Origin of the sequence: Paludisphaera sp., assembly GCF_037189885.1 — a bacterium.
Classification (GTDB): Bacteria; Planctomycetota; Planctomycetia; order Isosphaerales; family Isosphaeraceae; genus Paludisphaera.
On sequence record NZ_JBBCIR010000064.1, the window covers coordinates 1 to 19584 of the forward strand.

The 19584-nt window shown below is 71.5% G+C and carries 21 protein-coding genes; 13 read left to right on the plus strand and 8 right to left on the minus strand.

The window, feature by feature from the left end; all coding sequences use genetic code 11:
* Window positions 1-340 precede the first annotated feature (340 nt).
* Together WG209_RS17810 and WG209_RS17815 are read right to left on the minus strand one after the other, a co-directional pair.
* On the minus strand, window positions 341-1921 hold the full coding sequence (locus WG209_RS17810) for an ATP-binding protein (RefSeq protein WP_337176429.1): 1581 nt from the start codon (window positions 1919-1921) through the stop codon (window positions 341-343).
* Between the two features lie 64 nt (window positions 1922-1985).
* Window positions 1986-3092: a Gfo/Idh/MocA family oxidoreductase gene (locus WG209_RS17815; protein WP_337176430.1), complete on the minus strand. Its 1107-nt coding sequence runs from the start codon at window positions 3090-3092 to the stop codon at window positions 1986-1988.
* Between the two features lie 181 nt (window positions 3093-3273).
* Between WG209_RS17815 and WG209_RS17820 the strand changes: the two genes are divergently transcribed.
* The 8 genes from WG209_RS17820 to WG209_RS17855 all read left to right on the plus strand — a co-directional run bounded on the left by WG209_RS17820 (window position 3274) and on the right by WG209_RS17855 (window position 9573).
* Entirely contained in the window at window positions 3274-4257 is a 984-nt protein-coding gene (locus tag WG209_RS17820) for a PstS family phosphate ABC transporter substrate-binding protein (RefSeq protein ID WP_337176431.1), read from the plus strand.
* A 7-nt stretch (window positions 4258-4264) separates the two neighbouring features.
* On the plus strand, window positions 4265-5230 hold the full coding sequence (pstC, locus tag WG209_RS17825) for a phosphate ABC transporter permease subunit PstC (RefSeq protein WP_337176432.1): 966 nt from the start codon (window positions 4265-4267) through the stop codon (window positions 5228-5230).
* Window positions 5227-6165 carry a phosphate ABC transporter permease PstA gene (gene pstA, locus WG209_RS17830; protein ID WP_337176433.1) on the plus strand — a complete coding sequence of 313 codons (939 nt, stop codon included), beginning with the start codon at window positions 5227-5229 and terminating at the stop codon, window positions 6163-6165. Before pstC ends, pstA begins: the two co-directional genes overlap by 4 nt.
* Window positions 6166-6258: 93 nt before the next feature.
* A complete protein-coding gene (locus WG209_RS17835) occupies window positions 6259-6477 on the plus strand; it encodes a type II toxin-antitoxin system HicB family antitoxin (RefSeq protein ID WP_337176434.1) in 219 nt (72 codons plus the stop codon).
* Window positions 6474-6659, plus strand: a complete 186-nt coding sequence (locus WG209_RS17840; RefSeq protein WP_337176435.1) for a type II toxin-antitoxin system HicA family toxin — start codon at window positions 6474-6476, stop codon at window positions 6657-6659. The genes WG209_RS17835 and WG209_RS17840 overlap by 4 nt, the downstream gene beginning before the upstream one ends.
* 79 nt (window positions 6660-6738) lie before the next feature.
* Complete coding sequence (gene pstB / locus WG209_RS17845) at window positions 6739-7569, plus strand: phosphate ABC transporter ATP-binding protein PstB (protein WP_337176436.1); 831 nt, start codon at window positions 6739-6741, stop codon at window positions 7567-7569.
* A 70-nt stretch (window positions 7570-7639) separates the two neighbouring features.
* Window positions 7640-8347 (plus strand): hypothetical protein, encoded by a 708-nt coding sequence (locus WG209_RS17850; protein WP_337176437.1) that lies wholly within the window; start codon window positions 7640-7642, stop codon window positions 8345-8347.
* A gap of 32 nt (window positions 8348-8379) precedes the next feature.
* On the plus strand, window positions 8380-9573 hold the full coding sequence (locus WG209_RS17855) for an amidohydrolase (protein ID WP_337176438.1): 1194 nt from the start codon (window positions 8380-8382) through the stop codon (window positions 9571-9573).
* A gap of 44 nt (window positions 9574-9617) precedes the next feature.
* Here WG209_RS17855 and WG209_RS17860 read toward each other — a convergent pair whose 3' ends face one another.
* Window positions 9618-9827 carry a carbon storage regulator gene (locus WG209_RS17860; RefSeq protein ID WP_337176439.1) on the minus strand — a complete coding sequence of 70 codons (210 nt, stop codon included), beginning with the start codon at window positions 9825-9827 and terminating at the stop codon, window positions 9618-9620.
* A gap of 222 nt (window positions 9828-10049) precedes the next feature.
* Here WG209_RS17860 and trxB point away from each other — a divergent pair, with 222 nt between their 5' ends.
* On the plus strand, window positions 10050-11084 hold the full coding sequence (gene trxB / locus WG209_RS17865) for a thioredoxin-disulfide reductase (RefSeq protein ID WP_337176440.1): 1035 nt from the start codon (window positions 10050-10052) through the stop codon (window positions 11082-11084).
* Window positions 11085-11535: 451 nt separating this feature from the next.
* Here the strand turns inward: trxB and WG209_RS17870 are convergent, their stop codons facing one another.
* From WG209_RS17870 to WG209_RS17885, 4 genes are all read right to left on the minus strand, one after another.
* On the minus strand, window positions 11536-12369 hold the full coding sequence (locus tag WG209_RS17870; protein ID WP_337176441.1) for a sugar phosphate isomerase/epimerase family protein: 834 nt from the start codon (window positions 12367-12369) through the stop codon (window positions 11536-11538).
* Between the two features lie 4 nt (window positions 12370-12373).
* Window positions 12374-13249 (minus strand): bifunctional 5,10-methylenetetrahydrofolate dehydrogenase/5,10-methenyltetrahydrofolate cyclohydrolase, encoded by an 876-nt coding sequence (locus WG209_RS17875; RefSeq protein ID WP_337176442.1) that lies wholly within the window; start codon window positions 13247-13249, stop codon window positions 12374-12376.
* A gap of 144 nt (window positions 13250-13393) precedes the next feature.
* Complete coding sequence (locus WG209_RS17880; RefSeq protein ID WP_337176443.1) at window positions 13394-13591, minus strand: hypothetical protein; 198 nt, start codon at window positions 13589-13591, stop codon at window positions 13394-13396.
* Window positions 13592-13685: 94 nt separating this feature from the next.
* Complete coding sequence (locus WG209_RS17885; RefSeq protein WP_337176444.1) at window positions 13686-14696, minus strand: DUF1559 domain-containing protein; 1011 nt, start codon at window positions 14694-14696, stop codon at window positions 13686-13688.
* Between the two features lie 433 nt (window positions 14697-15129).
* On the opposite strand from WG209_RS17885, the gene WG209_RS17890 reads away from it, so the two are divergent.
* Window positions 15130-15858, plus strand: a complete 729-nt coding sequence (locus WG209_RS17890) for a tetratricopeptide repeat protein (protein ID WP_337176445.1) — start codon at window positions 15130-15132, stop codon at window positions 15856-15858.
* Between the two features lie 17 nt (window positions 15859-15875).
* Window positions 15876-16190, plus strand: coding sequence for a cupin domain-containing protein (locus WG209_RS17895; RefSeq protein WP_337176446.1), 315 nt, complete (start codon window positions 15876-15878; stop codon window positions 16188-16190).
* A gap of 7 nt (window positions 16191-16197) precedes the next feature.
* Here WG209_RS17895 and def read toward each other — a convergent pair whose 3' ends face one another.
* Window positions 16198-16728: a peptide deformylase gene (gene def / locus WG209_RS17900; RefSeq protein WP_337176447.1), complete on the minus strand. Its 531-nt coding sequence runs from the start codon at window positions 16726-16728 to the stop codon at window positions 16198-16200.
* Between the two features lie 146 nt (window positions 16729-16874).
* Between def and WG209_RS17905 the strand changes: the two genes are divergently transcribed.
* On the plus strand, window positions 16875-18521 hold the full coding sequence (locus WG209_RS17905) for a glycoside hydrolase family 9 protein (protein ID WP_337176448.1): 1647 nt from the start codon (window positions 16875-16877) through the stop codon (window positions 18519-18521).
* A 22-nt stretch (window positions 18522-18543) separates the two neighbouring features.
* Complete coding sequence (locus WG209_RS17910; RefSeq protein ID WP_337176449.1) at window positions 18544-19575, plus strand: GMP reductase; 1032 nt, start codon at window positions 18544-18546, stop codon at window positions 19573-19575.
* Window positions 19576-19584: the final 9 nt, after the last annotated feature.

Sequence of the window (19584 nt, forward strand, 5' to 3'; positions counted from 1 at the left end):
TCCCCTTCTCCCCTCGTGGGAGAATGTGACCCGGCGGGGCGGCTGGGGGGGGCGGCGCGCGACCGAAGGCCGGCCGAGCCCCCCTCATCCGGCCTTCGGCCACCTTCTCCCACGAGGGGCGAAGGGACGCTTGGCGACGCCAAGCGGTAGGCCCGGACGCCGTCCCAAAAGTGTCGGGTCGTCAGCCCCCCGGGAGAGGGGACAGGATCGGGCCGGCGACCCTCTTCCATTGTGGTAGGCGTGGACCCTTGCCCACCACGCCACTGCTTCCGGATTGTCAAGGATCGGAGGAGACGGGCCCCTCCATCTCGACAACATCCGCGGGGCGGGCGGCCGGATTTCATGATTCCGGGGAAGTCGTCGGGACGATGTCGGGGGAGCGTTCCTCCACGACGGGGCGCGGGGGCGTGGCGGCGGCGACGGGGGGGCGGGCGGCGTAGGGGGAGCGCGAGGGCTCCAGCGGGAGGTGGATCGAGAAGCACGAGCCGCGGCCGACGGTCGACTGGACCTCGATCCGGCCGTTGTGCTCGCGGACGATGCCGTAGCTGATGGAGAGCCCCAGGCCGGTCCCCTGCCCCAGCGGCTTGGTGGTGAAGAAGGGGTCGAAGAGGCGCTCGCGGATCTCCGGCGGGATGCCGGCGCCGTTGTCGTCGATGTCGACGCGGACTCCCATCGCGTCGGCCTCGGTCCCGGTGCGCACCACGACCCGGCCGCCGTCGCCGCAGGCGTCGATCGCGTTGGTCAGCAGGTTGAGGACGACCTGATGGATCCGCGCGGCGCGGCAGCGGACCGGCGGCAGCGCGCCCAGCTCCATCGCGATCTCCACCCCCTTCTTCCGCGCGTACCCCTTGACCATGTTGATCGACGATTCGATGCCCGGGTTGAGGTCGACCTCGTTCCACTCCCCCTCGTCGACCCGCGCGAACAGGCGCAGCTCCTTGACGATCCGCTCGATGCGCCGGAGGCCCTCGCGGGTGCGCTCGATCAGCCGGGGGAAGTTCTCCAGGCAGTAGCGCAGGTCGACTCGCTCGACGATGGCCGCGGCCTCGGCGACGGCGGCCGGCCCGGGCGCGCGGCCGGGGTCGTCGGGCTCGGCGAATAGCTCGACCAGCCGCAGCAGGTCGACGAAGTCGCGCTCCAGCACGGCCACGTTGTTGCTGACGAAGGAGAGCGGGTTGTTGATCTCGTGGGCGACGCCGGCGACGAGCTGGCCGAGGCTGGCGAGCTTCTCGTTCTGGACGAGGAGGCTCTGCGCCTGCTTGAGCGCCTCGTGGGCCTGGTGCTCGGACCGGGCCAGGCATTCCAGCTCGACGTTCGTCTCGCGGAGCCGTTCCTCGGCGCGGACGCGGGCGGTGACGTCCCAGAAGATGGCCTGGGTGCCGATGAGCGAGCCGTCGGCGGCGTACAGCGGGGTCTTCATGACCTGGACGTGGAGCGTCTCGCCGCGAGGGGTGACGTGCCGCTCCACCACGTCCAGCATCCGGCGGGATTCGAGGACTTCGCGGTCGTCGGCGCGATATTTCTCGGCCAGGCCGCGGGGGAAGAAGTCGAAGTCGGTCTTGCCGATGACCTCCTCGCGGGGGTGGCCCAGCTCGTCGCAGAAGCGCTGGTTGGCGAAGGTGAAGCGGCCTTCCAGGTCCTTGCGGAGGAAGGATTGGGGGAGGGACTCGACGAGCGAGCGGTAGATGGCCGCCATCTCGTCGATGGTCTGCTCCGCGTCGGCGACGCGGTCGATCGCGCCGCCGGCGATCGCGTCCATCCGGCGCGTCTCGGCCCGGGCCCGGCGGGCCGCTACGGTCGCGACGACGGCCGCCGCGGAGGCGACGATCGCGACGGTCAGCAGCGCCCACTCGGCCGCCGGCGGCAGGGCCGCCAGCAGGGAGGAGGATTCGCCTTGTCCCAGGGGGAGCGCGGTGTCCATGACTGGAGGCCCGTGGAGGAGGACGACGGAGTCCCGGGGCCGGCACGACCGAACGATCCCCATCCTAGACGATCGCGTCGCGGAACGATACGACCCGGTGCTGGGTCGCCGCGGAGAGGACGGCCTCGCACAGGGCGATGGTCCGCAGGTTGTCGCGGCCGGGGATGTCGGGCTCGCCGCCGCGCTCCAGGGCGACGAGCAGGCCGGCCATGGTGCCGGCGAAGGCGTCCGGGAACCACGCCTGGGGCCATCGCGGGCGATGCCACGCGCCGCCGTCCGACGCGAGGGAGTAGTCGATCGTGCTGGGGGCGACCCGCGGCCAAGAGGGCCAGCCGATCGTCCCTTTCGCCAGGCCCTCGGTCCCCTCGAACCGCCACCGGACGCCCAGGTCGGCGGCGGCCCCCTCGCGCGCGGGGCCGGCCCAGACGTCGTCCCAGCACGACGCGCGGGCGCCGTCGGCGTACTCCAGGATCGTCAGGTTGATCCCGTCGACGTGCGGGAACTTCGTGCGGGGATCCGGCCGGGTGCTGGCGAGGACCCGCTCCGGGTCGCCCAGCCAGTATCGCATGGCGTCCAGGTGGTGGATGCTCATGATGAACGTCGACAGCGATCGGCCGTCGCGGGCCCAGGGCATCCAGTGGGGGATGGCGCGCATCTCGATCGTCGCCAGGACCGGCTCTCCCAGCACGCCGCGATCCAGCAGCCATTTGAGCGCCCGGACCGAGTGGTCGAGCCGCATGTTGTGGTTGACCTGGAGCGCCACGCCGGCGGCGTCGCAGGCGGCGACCAGCTCGCGGGCCTCGGCCAGCGACAGGGCCAGCGGCTTCTGCGCGAGGATGCCGCGGACCTTGCGCGGGCGGGCCAGGATCCGTCGGATCACCCCCGGCTGCTCGGCGGGGGGGACGGCCACGTCGACGACCTCGATCGCCGGGTCGTCGAGCATGGCCTCCAGCGTCGGGAAGACCTTCGGCACGCCCCGCAGCGCGGCGACCTCGCGGGCCGTCGCCTCGGTGCGCGAGGTGATCGCCGTCGCGGGGAATCCGGCCTGGCGATACGCCGGCAGGTGGCAGTCCCGGACGATGAACCCCGCGCCCACGACGCCGATCCCCCAGTCCTCGCGACGGGGAAGCTCCGGCAGGTGGGCGTCGGGGGGGAGGGTCGTGGCGGGCATGGGGGCCTCCTGGGTTGGGGCGACGTCGGCCGTAGGGGAGGGGACGGAGCTAGTATCGCGTCGGGGCGGGGGCCGAGGAAGGGCGCGGGGAGTAGGCTGGACGAACGGCGGCGGAACGGGGACAATCGGCGTCTGGCGCGCCCGGCGCGTGATCCCATCCCCGGAGAGGCTCGGCGGACTCATGCGGCTTCGGCTCGATCGACGGCGGCTCCTGGCCCTGGGGGCCTGCCTGGGGCTGGTCGGCTGCGGCGTGGGCGACCTGACGCCCGCGCCGACGATCATCATCGACGGCTCCAGCACCGTCTTCCGGATCAGCAAGGCGGCGCAGGAGGCGTTCGCGGACGTCGAGCCCGACGTCACGGTGATCGTGGACAACCACGGGACCGGCGGCGGGTTCTCCCGCTACCTGGAGGGCGAGGTCGACATCATCGACGCCTCGCGCGACGCCAAGCCGGACGAGAAGTCCAAGGCCTGGGCCCGTGGGATGGAGTGGACCCGGCTCCTCATCGCGTACGACGGCATCACCGTCGCGGTGAACCCGAAGAACGACTTCGCCCGCGAGCTGAGCGTCGAGCAGCTCAAGAGGCTGTGGGAGGCGGGCTCGACCGTCAAGACCTGGAAGGACCTGGACCCCTCCTGGCCCGATCGCGAGATCGTGATCTACTCGCCCGACGACGACTCCGGGACCTACGAGTTCTTCGTCGAGGCGATCCTGGGCAAGGGGAAGCAGCCGCGGGACGACGTCCAGCAGAACTCCGACGACAACATCCTGATCAACGGCGTGGCCGGCGACGTGGACGGCATCGGCTACTTCGGATACGCCTACTATAACGCCAACAAGGACCGGATCCGCCCCGTGGGAGTGAAGGCGACGGCCGACGCCCCCGCCGTGATCCCGTCGCCGGAGTCGATCGGCGGCAAGACCTACGTCCCGCTCTCGCGGCCCCTCTACCTGTTCGTCAAGAACTCGGCGGCGAGGCGGCCCGAGGTGGCGCGGTTCCTGGGCTTCTATCTCGACGAGATCTCGACGCTGGCGACGACGGCCGGTTACGATCCACCGACCCCGGAGGACGTCCAGGCCGGCCAGGCCGCGCTCGCCGGGATCACCGCCGCGGCGAAGGCCGAGGCCCTCGCGCCCGCCGCCGGCGAGCCCGCGACCCCCTGAGACAGCGATGTCATCGCCCCAAAAGCCCCCGAATCCACCCCCGCCGGGCGACGACCCGTGGCGGGGGCAGTCGCGCGCCTCGGCCGTCGCCGAGGTCGCCGCGCCGTCGATCCTGGCCCTCTGCGGGCTGGTCACGGTCCTGACCACGCTGGGCATCCTGGTGGTGCTCGCGGCGCAGTCGGTCCAGTTCTTCCTCAAGGCCGAGATCGGCCTCGGGGAGTTCCTGTTCGGCACGGTGCTGAAGCCCGAGGCCACGCCGCCGAAGTTCGGCATCCTGCCGCTGATCTGGGGGACGTTCCTGGTCGCGTTCGGGGCGTCCTGCATCGCGCTTCCGATCGGCCTGCTGAGCGCGATCTACCTGAGCGAGTACGCCCCCAGGGCCGTCCGCGCGGCGCTCAAGCCGACGCTCGAGCTGCTGGCCGGGGTGCCGACGATCGTCTACGGCTACCTCGCGCTGCTGATGGTGACGCCGGCCCTGAAGGCCCTGCTGGAGCCGATGGGGCTGCGGGTGGACCAGTTCAACGCGCTCTCGGCGTGCATCGTGGTCGGGGTGATGATCGTGCCGCTGGTGTCGTCCTTGAGCGAGGACGTCCTCTCGGCCGTGCCCCAGGGGCTGCGCGAGGCGGCCTACGGGCTGGGGGCGACGAAGTTCGAGGTCTCGACGCGGGTGGTGCTGCCGGCGGGGCTCTCCGGGGTGGCGGCGTCGTTCATCCTGGCGATCAGCCGCGCGGTGGGCGAGACGATGGCGGTGGTGCTGGCGGCCGGGACGATGGCGCGGTTCACGCTCAACCCGCTCACCTCGGTGGAGACCATGACGACGTACATCATCCAGGTGATCGGCGGCGAGGCGTCGTACGGCACGGCGAAGTACCTGTCGCTGTTCGCCGTGGGGCTGACGCTGTTCGCGATCACCCTGGGGCTCAACGTCCTTTCGAGCCTGGTGCTGCGGCGCTATCGCGAGGTCTACCAATGAGCGCGAAGTCGGCCGAGATGTTCCGGCCGCGTCGCCGGTCGCGGACGCTGGCGGGGCCCCTGTTCGCCGCGGCCTGCCTGCTGGCGACGCTGACGGGCGTGGTGGTGCTGGCCGTGCTGGTGCTGGCCGTGGTCGCCGCCGCGCTCTCGGGGGTCGAGGGGGGGCCCGACGTCGCCGGGGCCGCCCGCGAGCTGTACGACCTGCTGGCCCGGCTAATCTCCAACCGGCAGTCGAGCGACCCGGCGCGGGCGGGGTTCCGCGTCGGGATCGTCAGCAGCCTGTGGCTCCTGGCGCTGACCGCGGCGATCGGCATCCCGCTGGGCGTGGGGGCGGGGGTCTTCCTGGAGGAGTACATGCCCGACGGCCGGCTCCGGCGGCTGGTCCAGACGAACATCGCCAACCTCGCGGGCGTGCCGTCGGTGGTCTACGGGATCCTCGGGCTGGCGGTCTTCGCGCGGGGGTTCGGCTACCCGGGGCTGGCGCTGGGGCCGACCCTGCTGGCCGGGGCGTTGACGCTCTCGCTGCTGATCCTGCCGACGATCGTCATCACGACGCAGGAGTCGCTGCGGACCGTGCCGCCGTCGCTGCGGCAGGCGGCGCTGGCGCTGGGGGCGACGCGGTGGCAGGTGGTCAGCGGCCACGTCCTGCCGTCGGCCCTGCCGGGCATCCTGACCGGGATGATCCTGGGGCTGTCGCGGGCGGTCGGCGAGACGGCGCCGCTCCTGATGGTGGGCGCCGCCGGCTCGCTCCTGCGGGCTCCGGGCGGGCCGTTCGACCGCTACACCGCCATGCCGGTGGAGATCTACAACTACGCCAAGGAGCCCGGCCAGGCGTTCCAGCCGGTGACCGCCGGCGGTATCCTGATCCTGGTGGCCCTGCTGCTGTCCATGAACGCGGTCGCCATCGTGATCCGGAACCGGTACGGCCGCCGATGAGGCGGGCACGCCGGGCGCGGGCCCGCGAAACGACGACCATGTCTGTCGGTGCACCACGGCCGGGCGGCCGTCCCGTGGATCGAGGAGGGGCGGATGGAATTGACGGCGGTGTTCATGCGGGTGCCGGAGGGGGGCTACGTCGCCTTCGTCGAGGAGCTGCCCGGGGCCAACACCCAGGGGGCCACGCTGGACGAGGCCCGCGACAATCTCCGCGAGGCCGTGACGATGGTGCTCGCCGCCAACCGCGAACTGGCCGAGCAGGCGGTCCGCGGCCATGCGGTGATCCGCGAGCCGCTCGCGCCGAACGCATGAAGCGGCGCGATCTGGTCCGGCACCTGGAACGGCACGGCTGCCGGCTGCTACGCGAAGGCGGCAGGCATAGCATCTTTTTCAACCCCGCGAACGGCACGACCTCGGCCGTGCCTCGTCATGCCGAGATTTACGACTTCCTGGCGCTGAAAATCTGTCGCGATCTCCAGGTCCCGTCCCCGTGACCGGCCGAGGTCCGCTCGACTTCCGGCGGTTGGCCGACCGACCGTCCGACCGACCATGAACGCTCCGGAGCCCCGCCCGATGTCGGCCACGCTCGACGCCCCCCCGACCGCGCCCGCGACCGCCGCCCCCGACGACCCCGCCCTGCAGGCGCGCGGCCTGCGGGTCTGGTACGGCCGGTCGCTCGCCCTGAGGGACCTCGACCTCGACGTCCCGCGCCACAAGATCACCGCCCTGATCGGGCCGTCCGGCTGCGGCAAGAGCACGCTCCTGCGCTGCTTCAACCGGATGAACGACCTGATCCCCGACGCGCGCGTCGAGGGCGATCTCCGGTTCGACGGCGAGTCCATCATCGGGCCGAGGGTCGACCCGGTGACGCTGCGGCGCCGGATCGGCATGGTCTTCCAGAAGCCGAACCCGTTCCCCAAGAGCATCTACAACAACATCGCCTGGGGGGCGCGGATCAACGGCTACCGCGGCGACATGGACGAATTGGTGGAGCGATCGCTCCGCCGCGCCGCCCTGTGGGACGAGGTGAAGGACAAGATCCACCGCTCCGGGCTGGCCCTCTCCGGCGGTCAGCAGCAGCGGCTCTGCATCGCCCGGACGCTCGCCGTGGAGCCCGAGGTGATCCTGATGGACGAGCCCTGCTCGGCCCTCGACCCGATCTCGACGGCGAGGGTCGAGGACCTGATGAACGACCTGAAGGACGACTACACGATCGTCATCGTCACGCACAACATGGCGCAGGCCCGCCGCGTCAGCGACCTGACCGCCTGCCTGATGCCCGACGTCGACGCCGCCCGCGGCCAGCGGACGGGCGTGCTGGTGGAATTCAGCCCCACCGACCTCCTGTTCACCAACCCCAAGGATCCCCGCACCGAGGCCTACATCACCGGCCGCGTCGGCTGACGCCCGCCGCGCGGGGGCCGGTCCGTCGGGGGGGATCCACGTTCGCGAGGCAACGGGAGGCGTCGGTCGCATGGGAGTCATGGAGTATTTCGAGCGCGGCTACGTCATCAACCTGCCGCGCCGCCGCGACCGCCGCGCCGAGACCGAGGCGATGTTCGACCGTCGAGGCCTGCCCGGCTGGCGCGATCGCGTCGAGTTCTTCCCGGCCTTCGCCCCGGAGTCGGCCCCCGGCTACGCCTCGATCGGCGCGCGCGGCGGCCTGCTCAGCCACGCGGCCGTCCTCCGCCGGGCGCTGGACCGGGGCGCGAGGAACGTCCTGGTGATGGAGGACGACCTGGAGATCGGCCCGGAGTTCCTCGCGCGGGGGGACGAGATCGTCGAGCTGCTGGGGTCGCGCGACTGGTCGTTCGTCTACTTCGGCCACAACCTCCCGGACTCGACGACGCCGGAGGGGCCCCTCCTGCGGCCGCACGTCGGGCGCGTCATCCTGGCCCACTTCTACGCCGTGAACGGGCCGATCCTCCCGCGTCTGGTCGAATTCATGGAGACGGTCGACACGCGCCCCGCCGGCCACCCCGACGGCGGCCCCATGTTCGCGGACGGCGCCCTGGATTTCTTCCGCTCCCGGAACCCGGACGCCACGACGCTGATCGCCGACCCGAACCTGGGCTGGCAGCGAAGCTCGGCCAGCGACATCTCCACGAACTGGTTCGACAAGGTGCCGATCCTGGCCGGGATGGCCTCGACGGCCCGCAAGGTGAAGCGGCTCCTCCGCTGATCGACGAATCCCCCCGGAGGCCCCCGCGAGCCATGTCGGACTGGCGATTGATCCTGGACCGTCACATCGAGTCCCGCGCCGGGCGGATCCGCGACGTCCGCCGGCACCTGCACGCCCACCCCGAGCCCAGCCGCGAGGAATACCGGACCACCCGGTTCCTCGCCGATCGGCTGGAGGAGTCGGGCGTGCCGTGCTCCGTCGTCCCCTCCGGGCGCGGGCTCCTGGCCGGGGCGCTGGACGCCGACCGCCCGCTGGTGGCGTTCCGGGCCGACATGGACGCCCTGCCGATCGCCGACGCCAAGGACGCGCCGTACCGCTCGACGCGCGAGGGCGTGATGCACGCCTGCGGCCACGACGCCCACGCCGCGATGGCCCTGGGAGCCGCCGAGGCCCTCTGGGCCGCCCGCGACGCCCTGCCGACGCCCGTCCGCTGGCGCGCCGTGTTCCAGCCGTCCGAGGAGGTGGGCGAGGGCGCGCGCGAGATGGTCGCCGCCGGCGCGATGGGGGGGGTCAAGGCGATCGCCGCCCTGCACGTGGACACGGATCGGCCCGTCGGCCGGGTCGGCTGGCGGGCCCGCGAGCTGACCGCCTTCTGCCAGGATCTGGGCGTCGCGGTCCGGGGCTCCGGCGGCCACGCGGCGCGCCCCCACCTGTCGCGGGATCCGCTCCAGGCCGCGGCGCAGTTCATCACGTCGGTCTACCAGCTCATCCCGCGCGGGATCGACTCGCGCGACCCGACCGTGGTGACGTTCGGGATGATCCGCGCCGGGTCCGGCGGCAACGTGATCCCGACGGAGGCGACGCTCGGCGGCACGATCCGGACGCTGTCGCGCCAGGCGTCCCAGCGCGTGGCCGAGCGGCTCCAGCAGATCGCCCGCGGGATCGGCGAGGCGACCGAGACCCGCTTCGAGCTGACGCTCGGCAACCGGACCGACGGCGTCTTCAACGACCCGTCGTTGACGGCCGTCTGCGCCCGCGCCGCGGGCGAGGTCGTCGGCGTCGACGGCCTCGACGAGATCCGCCTGCCGAGCATGGGGGGGGAGGACTTCGCCGCGTACCTGGAGGAGGCCCCCGGCTGCCTGCTGCGGCTGGGGGTGGCGGGGGGGGGCGGGCCGACCCACCACCTGCATTCCCCCTCGTTCGACATCGACGAGCGGGCGCTGGCGCTGGGGGCGAGGATCCTGGCGCGGTCGGCCGTCCTCATGGCCCTGGAATTCGCCCCGTGAACCCCCCGCGACGGCGGGGGCGCCGTCGCCCCGGGGGGGGGCCGTCAGCGCTGCATCTCGCGATGCCGCGCGGGCCTGGGGAGGCGGCCGGCCGCGGCCTCGCGCTCCGGCACCAGCTCGGCCCGGACGACCGAGACGTCGCGAGGCGCCTCGATGCCGAGACGCACCTGGCCCCCTTCCAGCCGGACGACGGTCACGCAGACGTCGTCGCCGATGTAGAGCCGTTCCATGAGCTTTCTCGTCAGTACCAGCATGGCGTCGCGTCCTCCGGTCGTCCCTGACGTGCTCGTCGTCCCTCGCGGCGGCCGTCGCGGCCCCGCCCCTCTCCGGGGGTGTCTGCTGGAAATCTAGGTCATGAGCCTCTACGATTGGGATCGATCGGCGAGATTGCTCGGAAATTCTCCGGGAGCGAAGACCCGGCCGTCCCGACGCCGACCCCGATCCCGACGCCCGCTCTCCCGGAATCGGAAAGGGATATGATGCCTGCCGCCCATGCGTCCGTGATCGTCATCGGTTCGGGATCCGCCGGCCTCACCGCCGCGATCTACGCCTCGCGAGCCAACCTCGCCCCCCTCGTCTTCGAAGGCAGGGAGCCCGGGGGCCAGCTCACGCTGACGACCACGGTCGAGAACTTCCCCGGCTTCCCCGACGGCGTCGAGGGCCCCGAGCTGATGGACCTGATGCGCAAGCAGGCCCAGAGGTTCGGCGCCGACACGCGCTGGGAGACCGTCTTCGAGGCCGACCTCTCGAAGCGCCCCTTCACCGTCAAGACCACCGACGACCCCAGCGGCGACCCCTCCAGCGGCGAGATCCGCGAGTACACCGCCGACTCCCTCATCATCGCCACCGGCGCCTCCGCCCGCTGGCTGGGGATCGAGGGGCCCTACCGCGGCAACGGCGTGACCACCTGCGCCACCTGCGACGGGGCCTTCTACAAGGGGAAGGAGATCGCCGTCGTCGGCGGCGGCGACTCGGCCGTGGAGGAGGCCACGTTCCTCACCCGCTTCGCCACCAAGGTCACGCTGATCCACCGCCGCGACGAGCTGCGCGCCTCCAAGATCATGCAGGACCGCCTCGAGAAATTCCCCACGATCGAGTACGCCTACGACTCCGTGGTGGAGAAGATCCTCGGCGACGACTCCGACCGGCTCCCCGTCCTCCAGGGGGTCCGCCTGAAGTCGACGAAGGACGGATCCACGCGCGACCTGCCGATCGCCGGGCTGTTCCTGGCCATCGGCCACGACCCGAACTCGAAGGCCTTCAAGGGCCAGCTCGCCCTCACCCCCGAGGGCTACGTCCTGACCCGCGCGGCGCTGGCCTGGAAGGACGTGGAGGCCCCCGCCGGCATGCTCGACAGCCTGCCGAACTACGGCACCGCGACGAGCGTCGAGGGGGTCTTCGCCTGCGGCGACGTCGTCGACACTCACTACCGCCAGGCCATCACCGCCGCCGGCTCCGGCTGCGCCGCCGCGATGGACTGCGAGAAGTGGCTCGAAACCCAGGGCGAGTAAGGCGCGGAGCCGGATCACGGGCACGAGGATGGGTGGCGGCCCGACCCCGTCCCGTCTCCCGCCGGGTTGATGACCCGACGCTTATCCGGCGAGGCCGCATGGGCTTCGCGACCTCGCCGACGATTCCCGAGCGGCCATCCTAACGGCCTTCCCCCCTGGTGGGGGAAGGTGGCCCGCGGGGCCGGATGAGGGGGGGACCAGCGAAATGACCTCCGGGATTCGGGGCGGGGCCTCCGGGTCCGACGGCCTGGGCGGGGTCGCGAAACGCGAGGCTCCGCGGGCGGGCTCCCCCTCATCTGACCGCTGCGCGGTCTGTCTTCCCCCACCAGGGGGGAAGACCGTCGCCGTCCCGAGCCCGCGGTGATTGCGACGGCCCCCGGCATCTGTCCCCGAAAAAGCGTCGGGTCGTCATCCCTCCCGGAGAGGGGGCTCACGTTTCCCCGCTCGGGGATTACGGGGTCCCCTGCGCCGCGTCCAGATGCTTGCGCAGGCATTCGATGGAACGTCGCGCGGTCTCCTTGGCGCCGGGGGAGAAGTCGAAGACCTCGACGGAGACCCAGCGGTCGTAGCCGGAATCGACCAGGGCCTTGAGGATCGGCCCGAAGTCGACGTCGCCCATGCCGGGGCCTTGGAGATTCACGTCCTGGGCGTGGAAGTGGCCGGCGGCGCGGGCGTGGCGGCGGATCAGGTCGGGGACGGATTCCGCCTCCGAACTCTGCGCCTTCACGTCCATGTGCAGCTTGAAGTTGGGGTGGCCGACCCGGGCGATGACGGCCTCGGCCTGGGCGCAGGTGTTGAGGAAATTTGTCTCGGACGGCGCCAGCGGCTCCAGGCAGAGGTCGACCCCGTGGTCGCCGATCGCGGGCATGATCCGGCGGAAGGCCTCGACGGCGTAATCCTCGGCCTGCTCATAAGAGACCCCCGGCAGGAGGTCGCGCTGCTTGGGGGAGCCCAGGACCATGAGCGAGCCGCCGAGGTCTCGCGCCGCCTCGGCCAGGGCGACGAGGTAGTCGCCGGTGCGGCGACGGACGTCGGCGTCGGGGGAGGTCAGGTAGAAGCCGTCGGTCTTCGCCAGCAGCCAGTGCAGGCCGATGGTCGCCAGGCCGGCGTCCTCGACCGTGGCCCGGATCTCCCGGCGCTTCTCCTTGGAGAGGTCCGTGATCAGCGGGGCGAGGGTGAATGGGGCGATCTCGACGCCGTCATACCCCAGGCCCTTGACGACGCGGCAGACGTCGGCGAGCTCCCAGCCCTCGAACAGCTCGTTGCAGATTCCCAGCTTGATCACGGCGTCAGCCTCGGGGTGCGGCGGCGAGCCTGGCGGCGGCCAGGGTGTTCCTCAACAGCATGGCGACGGTCATCGGGCCGACGCCGCCGGGGACCGGGGTGATCCGGCCGGCGACGGGGGCGACCTCGGCGAAGGCGACGTCGCCGCAGAGCTTGCCGTCGGCCTTGCGGTGGATGCCCACGTCGATCACGACCGCGCCCGGCTTGATCCAGTCGGCCTTCACGGCCTCGGGGACGCCCATCGCGGCGATCACCACGTCGGCCTCGCGGGCGAACCGGGCGGGGTCCTTCGTGCCGGTGTGGCAGACGGTCACGGTCGCGTCCGCCCCCCTGCCCTTCTGGAGCAGCAGCAGCGAGACCGGCTTGCCCACGACCTGCGACCGCCCCAGCACCACGACGTGCGCGCCGCGGGTCTCCACGCCGGCCTCCTTCAGCAACTCCACGATCCCCAGCGGCGTGCAGGGGACGAACCGGGGCCGCCCCAGCGCCAGCAGGCCGACGTTCTCGGCGTGGAAGCCGTCGACGTCCTTCCGCGGGTCGATCCGGTCGAGGACCGCGACCGAGTCGATCCCCTTCGGCAGGGGGAGCTGCACCAGGATGCCGTGGACCTCGGGATCGGCGTTGAGCCGGTCGACGACCTCCAGGATTTGCTCCTGGGAGGCATCGGCCGGGAGCCGGACGACGGTGCCGTCCATGCCGGCCGCCTTGACGGCGTTCTCCTTGTTGCGGACGTAGACCCGGCTCGCCGGGTCCTCGCCCACCAGGACCACGGAGAGGCCCGGCGTGACGCCGGTCTCCGCGCGGAACGCGGCGACCTCCCCGGCCAGTTCTCCGCGAATCCTCTCCGCCAGGGCCTTCCCGTCCAGGATCTCGGCAGGCACTTCGCACGCCCCTCGTTCGGCTCGATGTCGGAACCACGGCTCTCGCCCCGGCCCGCCATTATGCCGGATGCGGGCCCCCCGTGACGAGCCGATACCGAGGACGCCCCGCGCGGCGGTCGCGGTCGGGGGCGGGCGAGTCGCTCCTCAGTTCCGGGCGGGCCGCTTGTTGCTCGGCTGGAAGTCGCGCTCCTTCCGCATGATCTCCATCTGCTTCTCCTTGAGCGCGGCGATGTCGCCGGCGTCCGGCGGGGGGGCGACGGCCTCCCCGCCGCACCCGGAGAAGGCGGGGGCGAGGGCGAGGATCGTCGCGAGCGTCGCCGGGATCGCGAAAATGGGCTTCACGGTAAGCTCCGGTGGATGTGAGGGGGGATGTGCGCGCGGGGCGCTACGCGACCGGGCCCGCCCGACGCGCCGGTCGGGCGGGGGGTCGGCGCGCTCAGTACGAGTCGGACGAGACGACCTCGCCTCCGCCTCGGGTGCTCAGGGCCATCCAGACGGGCTGGCTGATCGACTCCTTGAAGAACCGGACGCTGCCGTCGCAAAGCACGGCGTTGACGCCGCCGGAGTGGTAGGACGAGGCCGGCTTCATCAGGTACCACCACGACTCGGCGAAGACGCACGACTGGTTCGGCGTCCGGATCGTGTTGAACCAGCCCCGCCAGTGGCTGGCCTCGACCCAGGGATACCCCTTGTACCGCCAGCCGCCGGTCCAGGGGATGCTCGCCATGGTTTGCGGCGTGGCGTTCGCCCCGGCGATCGCCTGCGGGAGCGTGGAGGTCCGGCCTATCCCCGTCGATTCGTAGCAGTCGGAGACCCGCGTCATGGCGGCCCCCGGGACGAGCGGGCCGTTGGCGACCTCGGCGCACAGCAGGGTGTTGCTGGAGCCGTCGGTCAGCGAGGCGAACCGGACGACGGTCGGCGTGAAGGGCTGGACGGCGGGGTCGCCGTCGTCGCGAGACCGGCCGAAGACGCCGTCCCAGCCCTGCTTCAGCGGCCACCACGAGCCCGAATTCCACGCGTAGTTCGCCGCCCAGGAGTCCCAGCCGTCGGTGGATCGGTTGGAGTGGAGCTCCGACGGGCAGACGTAGCCCGCCACGCGCGACCGGATCACCGTGAGGTTGTGCGCCTCGGTCCAGAGCCAGTCAACGGCGATGTTGGTGTTCCACGAGGAATAGAGGGCCTGCTGCTCCACGTAGGGGAGCATCGCCACGTTGACGGCGGTCGCGCCGTAGCCCTCGCCCGGCGGGAACACCCCCCAGGAGCTTTCGTAATTGGCGAGGCCCAGCCCGATCTGCTTGAGATTGTTGGTGCACTGGGACCGTCGCGCCGCCTCCCGCGCCGCCTGCACGGCGGGGAGCAGCAACGCGATCAGGACCGCGATGATCGCGATCACCACCAGCAGCTCGATCAGCGTGAAGCCCGATCGTTCGCGAACGCGAGCGCGCATGAGTGGACTCCGATGGCTCGGGAGCTTCGGGACGAATCCGAAATGGCGGGAGAATCCCGGAGAAATGCGCCGGCGTGTCGCGGACCAAGATGCACCAGCCGGCCGGGGCATGCTCGCCAATATTAACACGCCTAATTGCGCACGCAAGGACTCGATCGCCTCGCGTGAACAGATTTTTTCCTCGCAATCTCTTTGCATGGCAAGTCTTATGAATCTCGTTAATCTCGCGAGCCAACGCCCGCGGGCACGCAGCCTCGGCATGAAGGGACATTGCATTCGCGCCTTATTGGACGCGCCTCCGCCCTTCGGGCGAGGGCCCGCGACCGCGACGGAGGCTTGACACGGAGGCCCCGGAGGAGCGATGATATGGGCAGTCCAATTGAGACTGAATCTCAATCGCTTCGGCGTCGAGCCATCGTGGGGGACGACGACCATGGATCAGGGCGGGGATGTGCTGGGCCGTTGCTTCGAGCTGGCCGGGTCGGGTCGGCTTGACGAGGCGGGTGACCTGGCGGAGCAGGCGCTCGGCTGGGACGGGGACCACGGGGGGCTGTGGCGGTTCGTGGGGCTCTTGCGGCACCAGGCGGGGGACTTCCGCGGCGCGCGCGACGCGCTGGAGACGGCCCAGGCGCTGGTGCCGTTCGACCCGGAGGCGAGCTGCGCCCTGGCGGAGAGCCTGGCGAGGACGGGCCGGGTCGGTCCCGCGCTGGAAGTCTACGACGCCCTGGCGACCGACGAGCGGTGCCCGTTGGGGCTGATGCCGACGATCGCGGCCGGGCTTGGGTATCTCGGCGAGGACCGCCGGGCGCTGGACGTCTGCGCGGAGCTGATCCGCCGCCGCCCGGACAACGCCGAGGCCCACTTCGGGGCCGCGTTCTACCTGCGACGGCTGGGCCACCCCCCGGAGGCGGCGATGTCGTTCGTCGCAAAGGCGCACGAGCTGGAGCCGAAGGAGGTCCTGTACCGGGTCTCCCTGGCCGCGCTACTGGACCACGCCGGGCGTCGCGAGGAGGCGTGCGACCTGCTTCGCGGCGTGGACCTGGACGGCGTCTCGTGCCGGTGCTGCCTGCGGCGTATGAACACGATCTTCCTGGCGGTCGACGACGCCTCCCGGCGCGGCGTTTGCCCCGATCGTCCCGGCGCGAGCGCCGAGGCCGATTGACGGGAGGAGCGAGCATCATGTCGAACCTGATCGAGCTGACCGGGACGATCCCCACCCCCGAGGAGGGGCGTCGCGTCGAGACGCTGTTGAAGACCGACGCCTTCGAGCTGAAGCGGCTCTCGCTGGCGAAGGGGGGCGAGATCCCCGAGCACCACGCGCCCGGGCCGATCACGGTGCAGTGCCTGGTCGGCCGCGTCAACTTCACGGTCGAGGGCCGGCCCAACGACCTCGCCGCGGGGACGCTGATCCACCTGGCCCCCCGCGTCCCCCACGCGCTGAAGGCCGAGGAGGACTCGATCGTCCTGGTCACCAGGATGGCCGAGAAGCGTTGACGGCCGCTCAGCCGTTCGCGACCCTCCGGGCATACTCGCCCTCGAAGGCGAGGCCGCGAAGGTTTTCCATGCGGTCGAGGAAGACGACGCCCCGGAGGTGGTCGTCCTCGTGCTGGAAGATCCGCGCGGGGAAGTCGACGAACTCCCGGACGACATGCGCGCCGTCGGCGTCCTGATAGCGCGCGAGGATCCGGCGGTGGCGGGGGACCTCGCCGCGAAGGCCGGGGATGCTCAGGCAGCCCTCCCAACCCATCTCCATCTCGGGCGATCGCTCCAGGATCTCCGGGTTGATCGCCACGATCGGCGGCTCCTCCACGGCGTCCGGGTAGCGTGGGTTGGGCCGGGGGGCGACGACGAAGATCGCCAGCGATTGATACACCTGGGGCGCGGCGATCCCCACGCCGTCGGCCTCGCGCATCGTGGCGATCATGTCGTCGATCAGCGCCCCGACCTCGTCCGGGAGCGGGAATGGCACGGCCTGGGCCGGCGTCCGGAGCGCGGGGTTCCCCAGCAGGGCGATCCGCCTGAGCACGGGCATGGGTCTTGGTCCTCGTTTCGTCGCGGGCTCGCCGCGCATCCCGATGATGCCCCCGCGAGGCGCGCGGCACAAGGCCGTTCGTCGCGGGCGGGCGTCGTGCTATCCTCGGGGCTCCCCTGGCGCCTCGTGAAATTCGGGAGTCCCCCATGAGACCAACCGTCGTCGCGGTCGCGTTGCTGTCGGTCGCCTGCGTCGTCGCGCGCGCCGAGCCCCCCGCGCCCGGCCCCGGGCCGTGGATCCGGGTGAACCAGGTCGGGTACCTGCCGGACGACCCGAAGGTCGCGGTCCTGTCCGGCCCGGAGCCCCTGGCCGGGACGTTCCGCGTCGGCGACTTCCAGGCCGACATCGGTCCCGACCAGGGGGCATGGGGGCCGTTCGCCCACAACTATCGGCTGGACTTCTCGGCCGTCCGGGGCCCGGGGCGGTTCCGAGTCCGGTTCGGCGAGGTGGAGTCGCCCGAGTTCGCCATCGGCGCCGACGCCTACGCCAGCGTGCCCGACGCCCTGCTGGGCTTCATGCGGCTCCAGCGCTGCGGCGACAACCCCGCGCCGGGCGAGCCGAAGTGCCACCTCCAGGACGCCATCGACGTCTACACGGACGAGAAGGTCGACCTCGTCGGCGGCTGGCACGACGCGGCCGACCGGCTCAAGCACATGATCACGACCTCGTACTGCGTCGCGGCGCTGCGGCTCGTGGACGATGAAGGCGCCCAGGCGGAGGCCCGCCACGGCGCGGCGCTGGTCAAGAAGCTGCACCCGAGGCCCGACGTCATCTACGTCCAGATCGGCGACGACCGCGACCATCGCCCCCCCGCGACGCTCTGGCACGACGACAGGTCGGACTACGGCCACGGCCCCGGCGGCCCGCGTTCGGCGTGGCCGGCGACCGGCAAGCCCGAGGGGCCGAAGTACAAGAACGCCTCCACCGGCAAGGCGAGCCTCGCCGGCCGCTGCGCCGCGGTCATGGCCCTGATGGGGGACGTGGAGACGGCGCGGTCGATGTACCGGCTCGGGCTGGACAACCCCGGCGTCGCCATGTCGGTCCCGGTCGCGGCCCCGCACTACTACGGCGAGAGCACCGATTGGGACGACATGGAATGGGCCGCCGTGGAGCTGTACCGCGCCACGAAGGAGCCGAAGTTCCTGGAAGACGCCGTCGCCCACGCCGACCGCGCCGGCGACAACGCCTGGATGGGGCGGGACGCCCACGGCCACTACGAGTTCTTCCCCTACGTCAACCTGGCCCACTGGCGGCTCCACGAGCTGGTCGGCCCCGAGGTCCAGGCGCGGCTGGCCGGGTATTACCGGACGGGGCTGGAGCGGATCCGCGAGCGGGCGCTGAAGAACCCGTACCGGATCGGCACGCCGATGGTGTGGTGCTCGACCAACGACGCCATCGCCTTCGCCACCCAGGCTCGGCTGTACGAGAAGATGACCGGCGACGACCAGTTCCGCGGCCTCGCCGCCGAGTCGCGCGACTGGATCCTCGGCCGCAACCCCTGGGGCGTGTCGTTCGTGATCGGCGTCCCCGAGGGGGGCGTGGCGTCGAGACGGCCGCACCACATGTTCCACCGCCTCGCCAATCGCCTCCCCGTCGGCGGCCTCGTCGATGGCCCGGTGACGAAGGAGATCAACGACTCGCTCAAATTCTCCCCGTTCGAGGACGACCCCCTCGCCCCGTTCCAGTCCGACTTCGCCGTCTACCACGACGAATTCGCCGACTTCTCCACCAACGAGCCGATCATCGACGGCACGGTCTCGTTGTTGCTGTTGCTCGACGTCTGGCATCGCTAGACGGGACCGGAGAGGAGCCCCCATGCGGATCGACAACGACCCCAAGCTGGACTTCGACGACGTGCTGATCCGCCCCAAGCGGTCCGAGGCCCCGAGCCGAGCCTCGGTGGAGCTGGAGCGCGAGTATCGGTTCCTCAACGGCGAGGGGACGTGGCGGGGGGTGCCGATCGTCGCGGCGAACATGGACACCGTGGGCACGTTCGCCATGGCGCGGGCGATCGGCCCGCCGATGCTCACCTGCCTGCACAAGTACTACCCCGAGGACGCCCTCGTCGAGTTCTTCCGCGACGAGGCCCGCGCCCGCTCCGCCTTCTTCACCGTCGGCCTGAGGGACGACGAGTACGACAAGCTCGTCGCGGTGAAGAAGCGGGCCGACGTGCCGATGGTCTGCGTCGACGCGGCCAACGGCTACACCAAGTATTTCGTCGAGCGCGTGAAGCGGATCCGCGACGCCTTCCCCGGGACGACCATCATGGCCGGCAACGTCGCGACGCCGGACATGGTCCAGGAGTTGCTCATATCTGGGGCGGCCGACATCGTGAAGATCGGCATCGGGCCGGGGAGCGTCTGCACGACCCGGCGCGTCACGGGCGTCGGCTACCCCCAGCTCTCGGCGATCATCGAGTGCGCCGACGCCGCCCACGGGCTCCGCGGGCACGTCTGCGCCGACGGCGGCTGCCGGTACCCCGGCGACGTCGTCAAGGCGTTCGCCGCCGGGGCCGACTTCGTGATGCTCGGCGGGATGCTCGCCGGGCACGACGAATGCGAGGGGGAATGGGTCGTGGAGGACGGCCGCCGCGTCGCCCTGACGTTCTACGGCATGTCCAGCCGCGAGGCCCTCGACCGGTACGCCGGCGGCCGGCGCGACTACCGCGCCTGCGAGGGCCGCGCCGTGTCCGTGCCGTACAAGGGCCCGGTCCTGGAGACCATGCAGGAAGTGTCCGGAGGGATCCGGAGCGCCTGCGCCTACGTAGGCGCGACCCGGCTGAAGGATCTGTCGAAATGCACCACCTTCGTCCTCGCCAACCGACCCCAGGGGGGCATGTTCGCGTAGCCCTCCCGG

Bases quoted from the DNA above. Each gene is read 5' to 3' on its own strand.
- WG209_RS17910 (WP_337176449.1), top strand. From the start codon at position 18,544: ATGCGGATCGACAACGACCCCAAGCTGGACTTCGACGACGTGCTGATC.
- WG209_RS17840 (WP_337176435.1), top strand. From the start codon at position 6,474: ATGAAGCGGCGCGATCTGGTCCGGCACCTGGAACGGCACGGCTGCCGG.
- WG209_RS17815 (WP_337176430.1), bottom strand. From the start codon at position 3,092: ATGCCCGCCACGACCCTCCCCCCCGACGCCCACCTGCCGGAGCTTCCC.
- pstB (WP_337176436.1), top strand. From the start codon at position 6,739: ATGTCGGCCACGCTCGACGCCCCCCCGACCGCGCCCGCGACCGCCGCC.
- WG209_RS17860 (WP_337176439.1), bottom strand. From the start codon at position 9,827: ATGCTGGTACTGACGAGAAAGCTCATGGAACGGCTCTACATCGGCGAC.
- WG209_RS17905 (WP_337176448.1), top strand. From the start codon at position 16,875: ATGAGACCAACCGTCGTCGCGGTCGCGTTGCTGTCGGTCGCCTGCGTC.
- WG209_RS17820 (WP_337176431.1), top strand. From the start codon at position 3,274: ATGCGGCTTCGGCTCGATCGACGGCGGCTCCTGGCCCTGGGGGCCTGC.
- def (WP_337176447.1), bottom strand. From the start codon at position 16,728: ATGCCCGTGCTCAGGCGGATCGCCCTGCTGGGGAACCCCGCGCTCCGG.
- trxB (WP_337176440.1), top strand. From the start codon at position 10,050: ATGATGCCTGCCGCCCATGCGTCCGTGATCGTCATCGGTTCGGGATCC.
- WG209_RS17850 (WP_337176437.1), top strand. From the start codon at position 7,640: ATGGGAGTCATGGAGTATTTCGAGCGCGGCTACGTCATCAACCTGCCG.
- pstC (WP_337176432.1), top strand. From the start codon at position 4,265: ATGTCATCGCCCCAAAAGCCCCCGAATCCACCCCCGCCGGGCGACGAC.
- pstA (WP_337176433.1), top strand. From the start codon at position 5,227: ATGAGCGCGAAGTCGGCCGAGATGTTCCGGCCGCGTCGCCGGTCGCGG.
- WG209_RS17855 (WP_337176438.1), top strand. From the start codon at position 8,380: ATGTCGGACTGGCGATTGATCCTGGACCGTCACATCGAGTCCCGCGCC.
- WG209_RS17810 (WP_337176429.1), bottom strand. From the start codon at position 1,921: ATGGACACCGCGCTCCCCCTGGGACAAGGCGAATCCTCCTCCCTGCTG.
- WG209_RS17885 (WP_337176444.1), bottom strand. From the start codon at position 14,696: ATGCGCGCTCGCGTTCGCGAACGATCGGGCTTCACGCTGATCGAGCTG.
- WG209_RS17895 (WP_337176446.1), top strand. From the start codon at position 15,876: ATGTCGAACCTGATCGAGCTGACCGGGACGATCCCCACCCCCGAGGAG.
- WG209_RS17835 (WP_337176434.1), top strand. From the start codon at position 6,259: ATGGAATTGACGGCGGTGTTCATGCGGGTGCCGGAGGGGGGCTACGTC.
- WG209_RS17890 (WP_337176445.1), top strand. From the start codon at position 15,130: ATGGATCAGGGCGGGGATGTGCTGGGCCGTTGCTTCGAGCTGGCCGGG.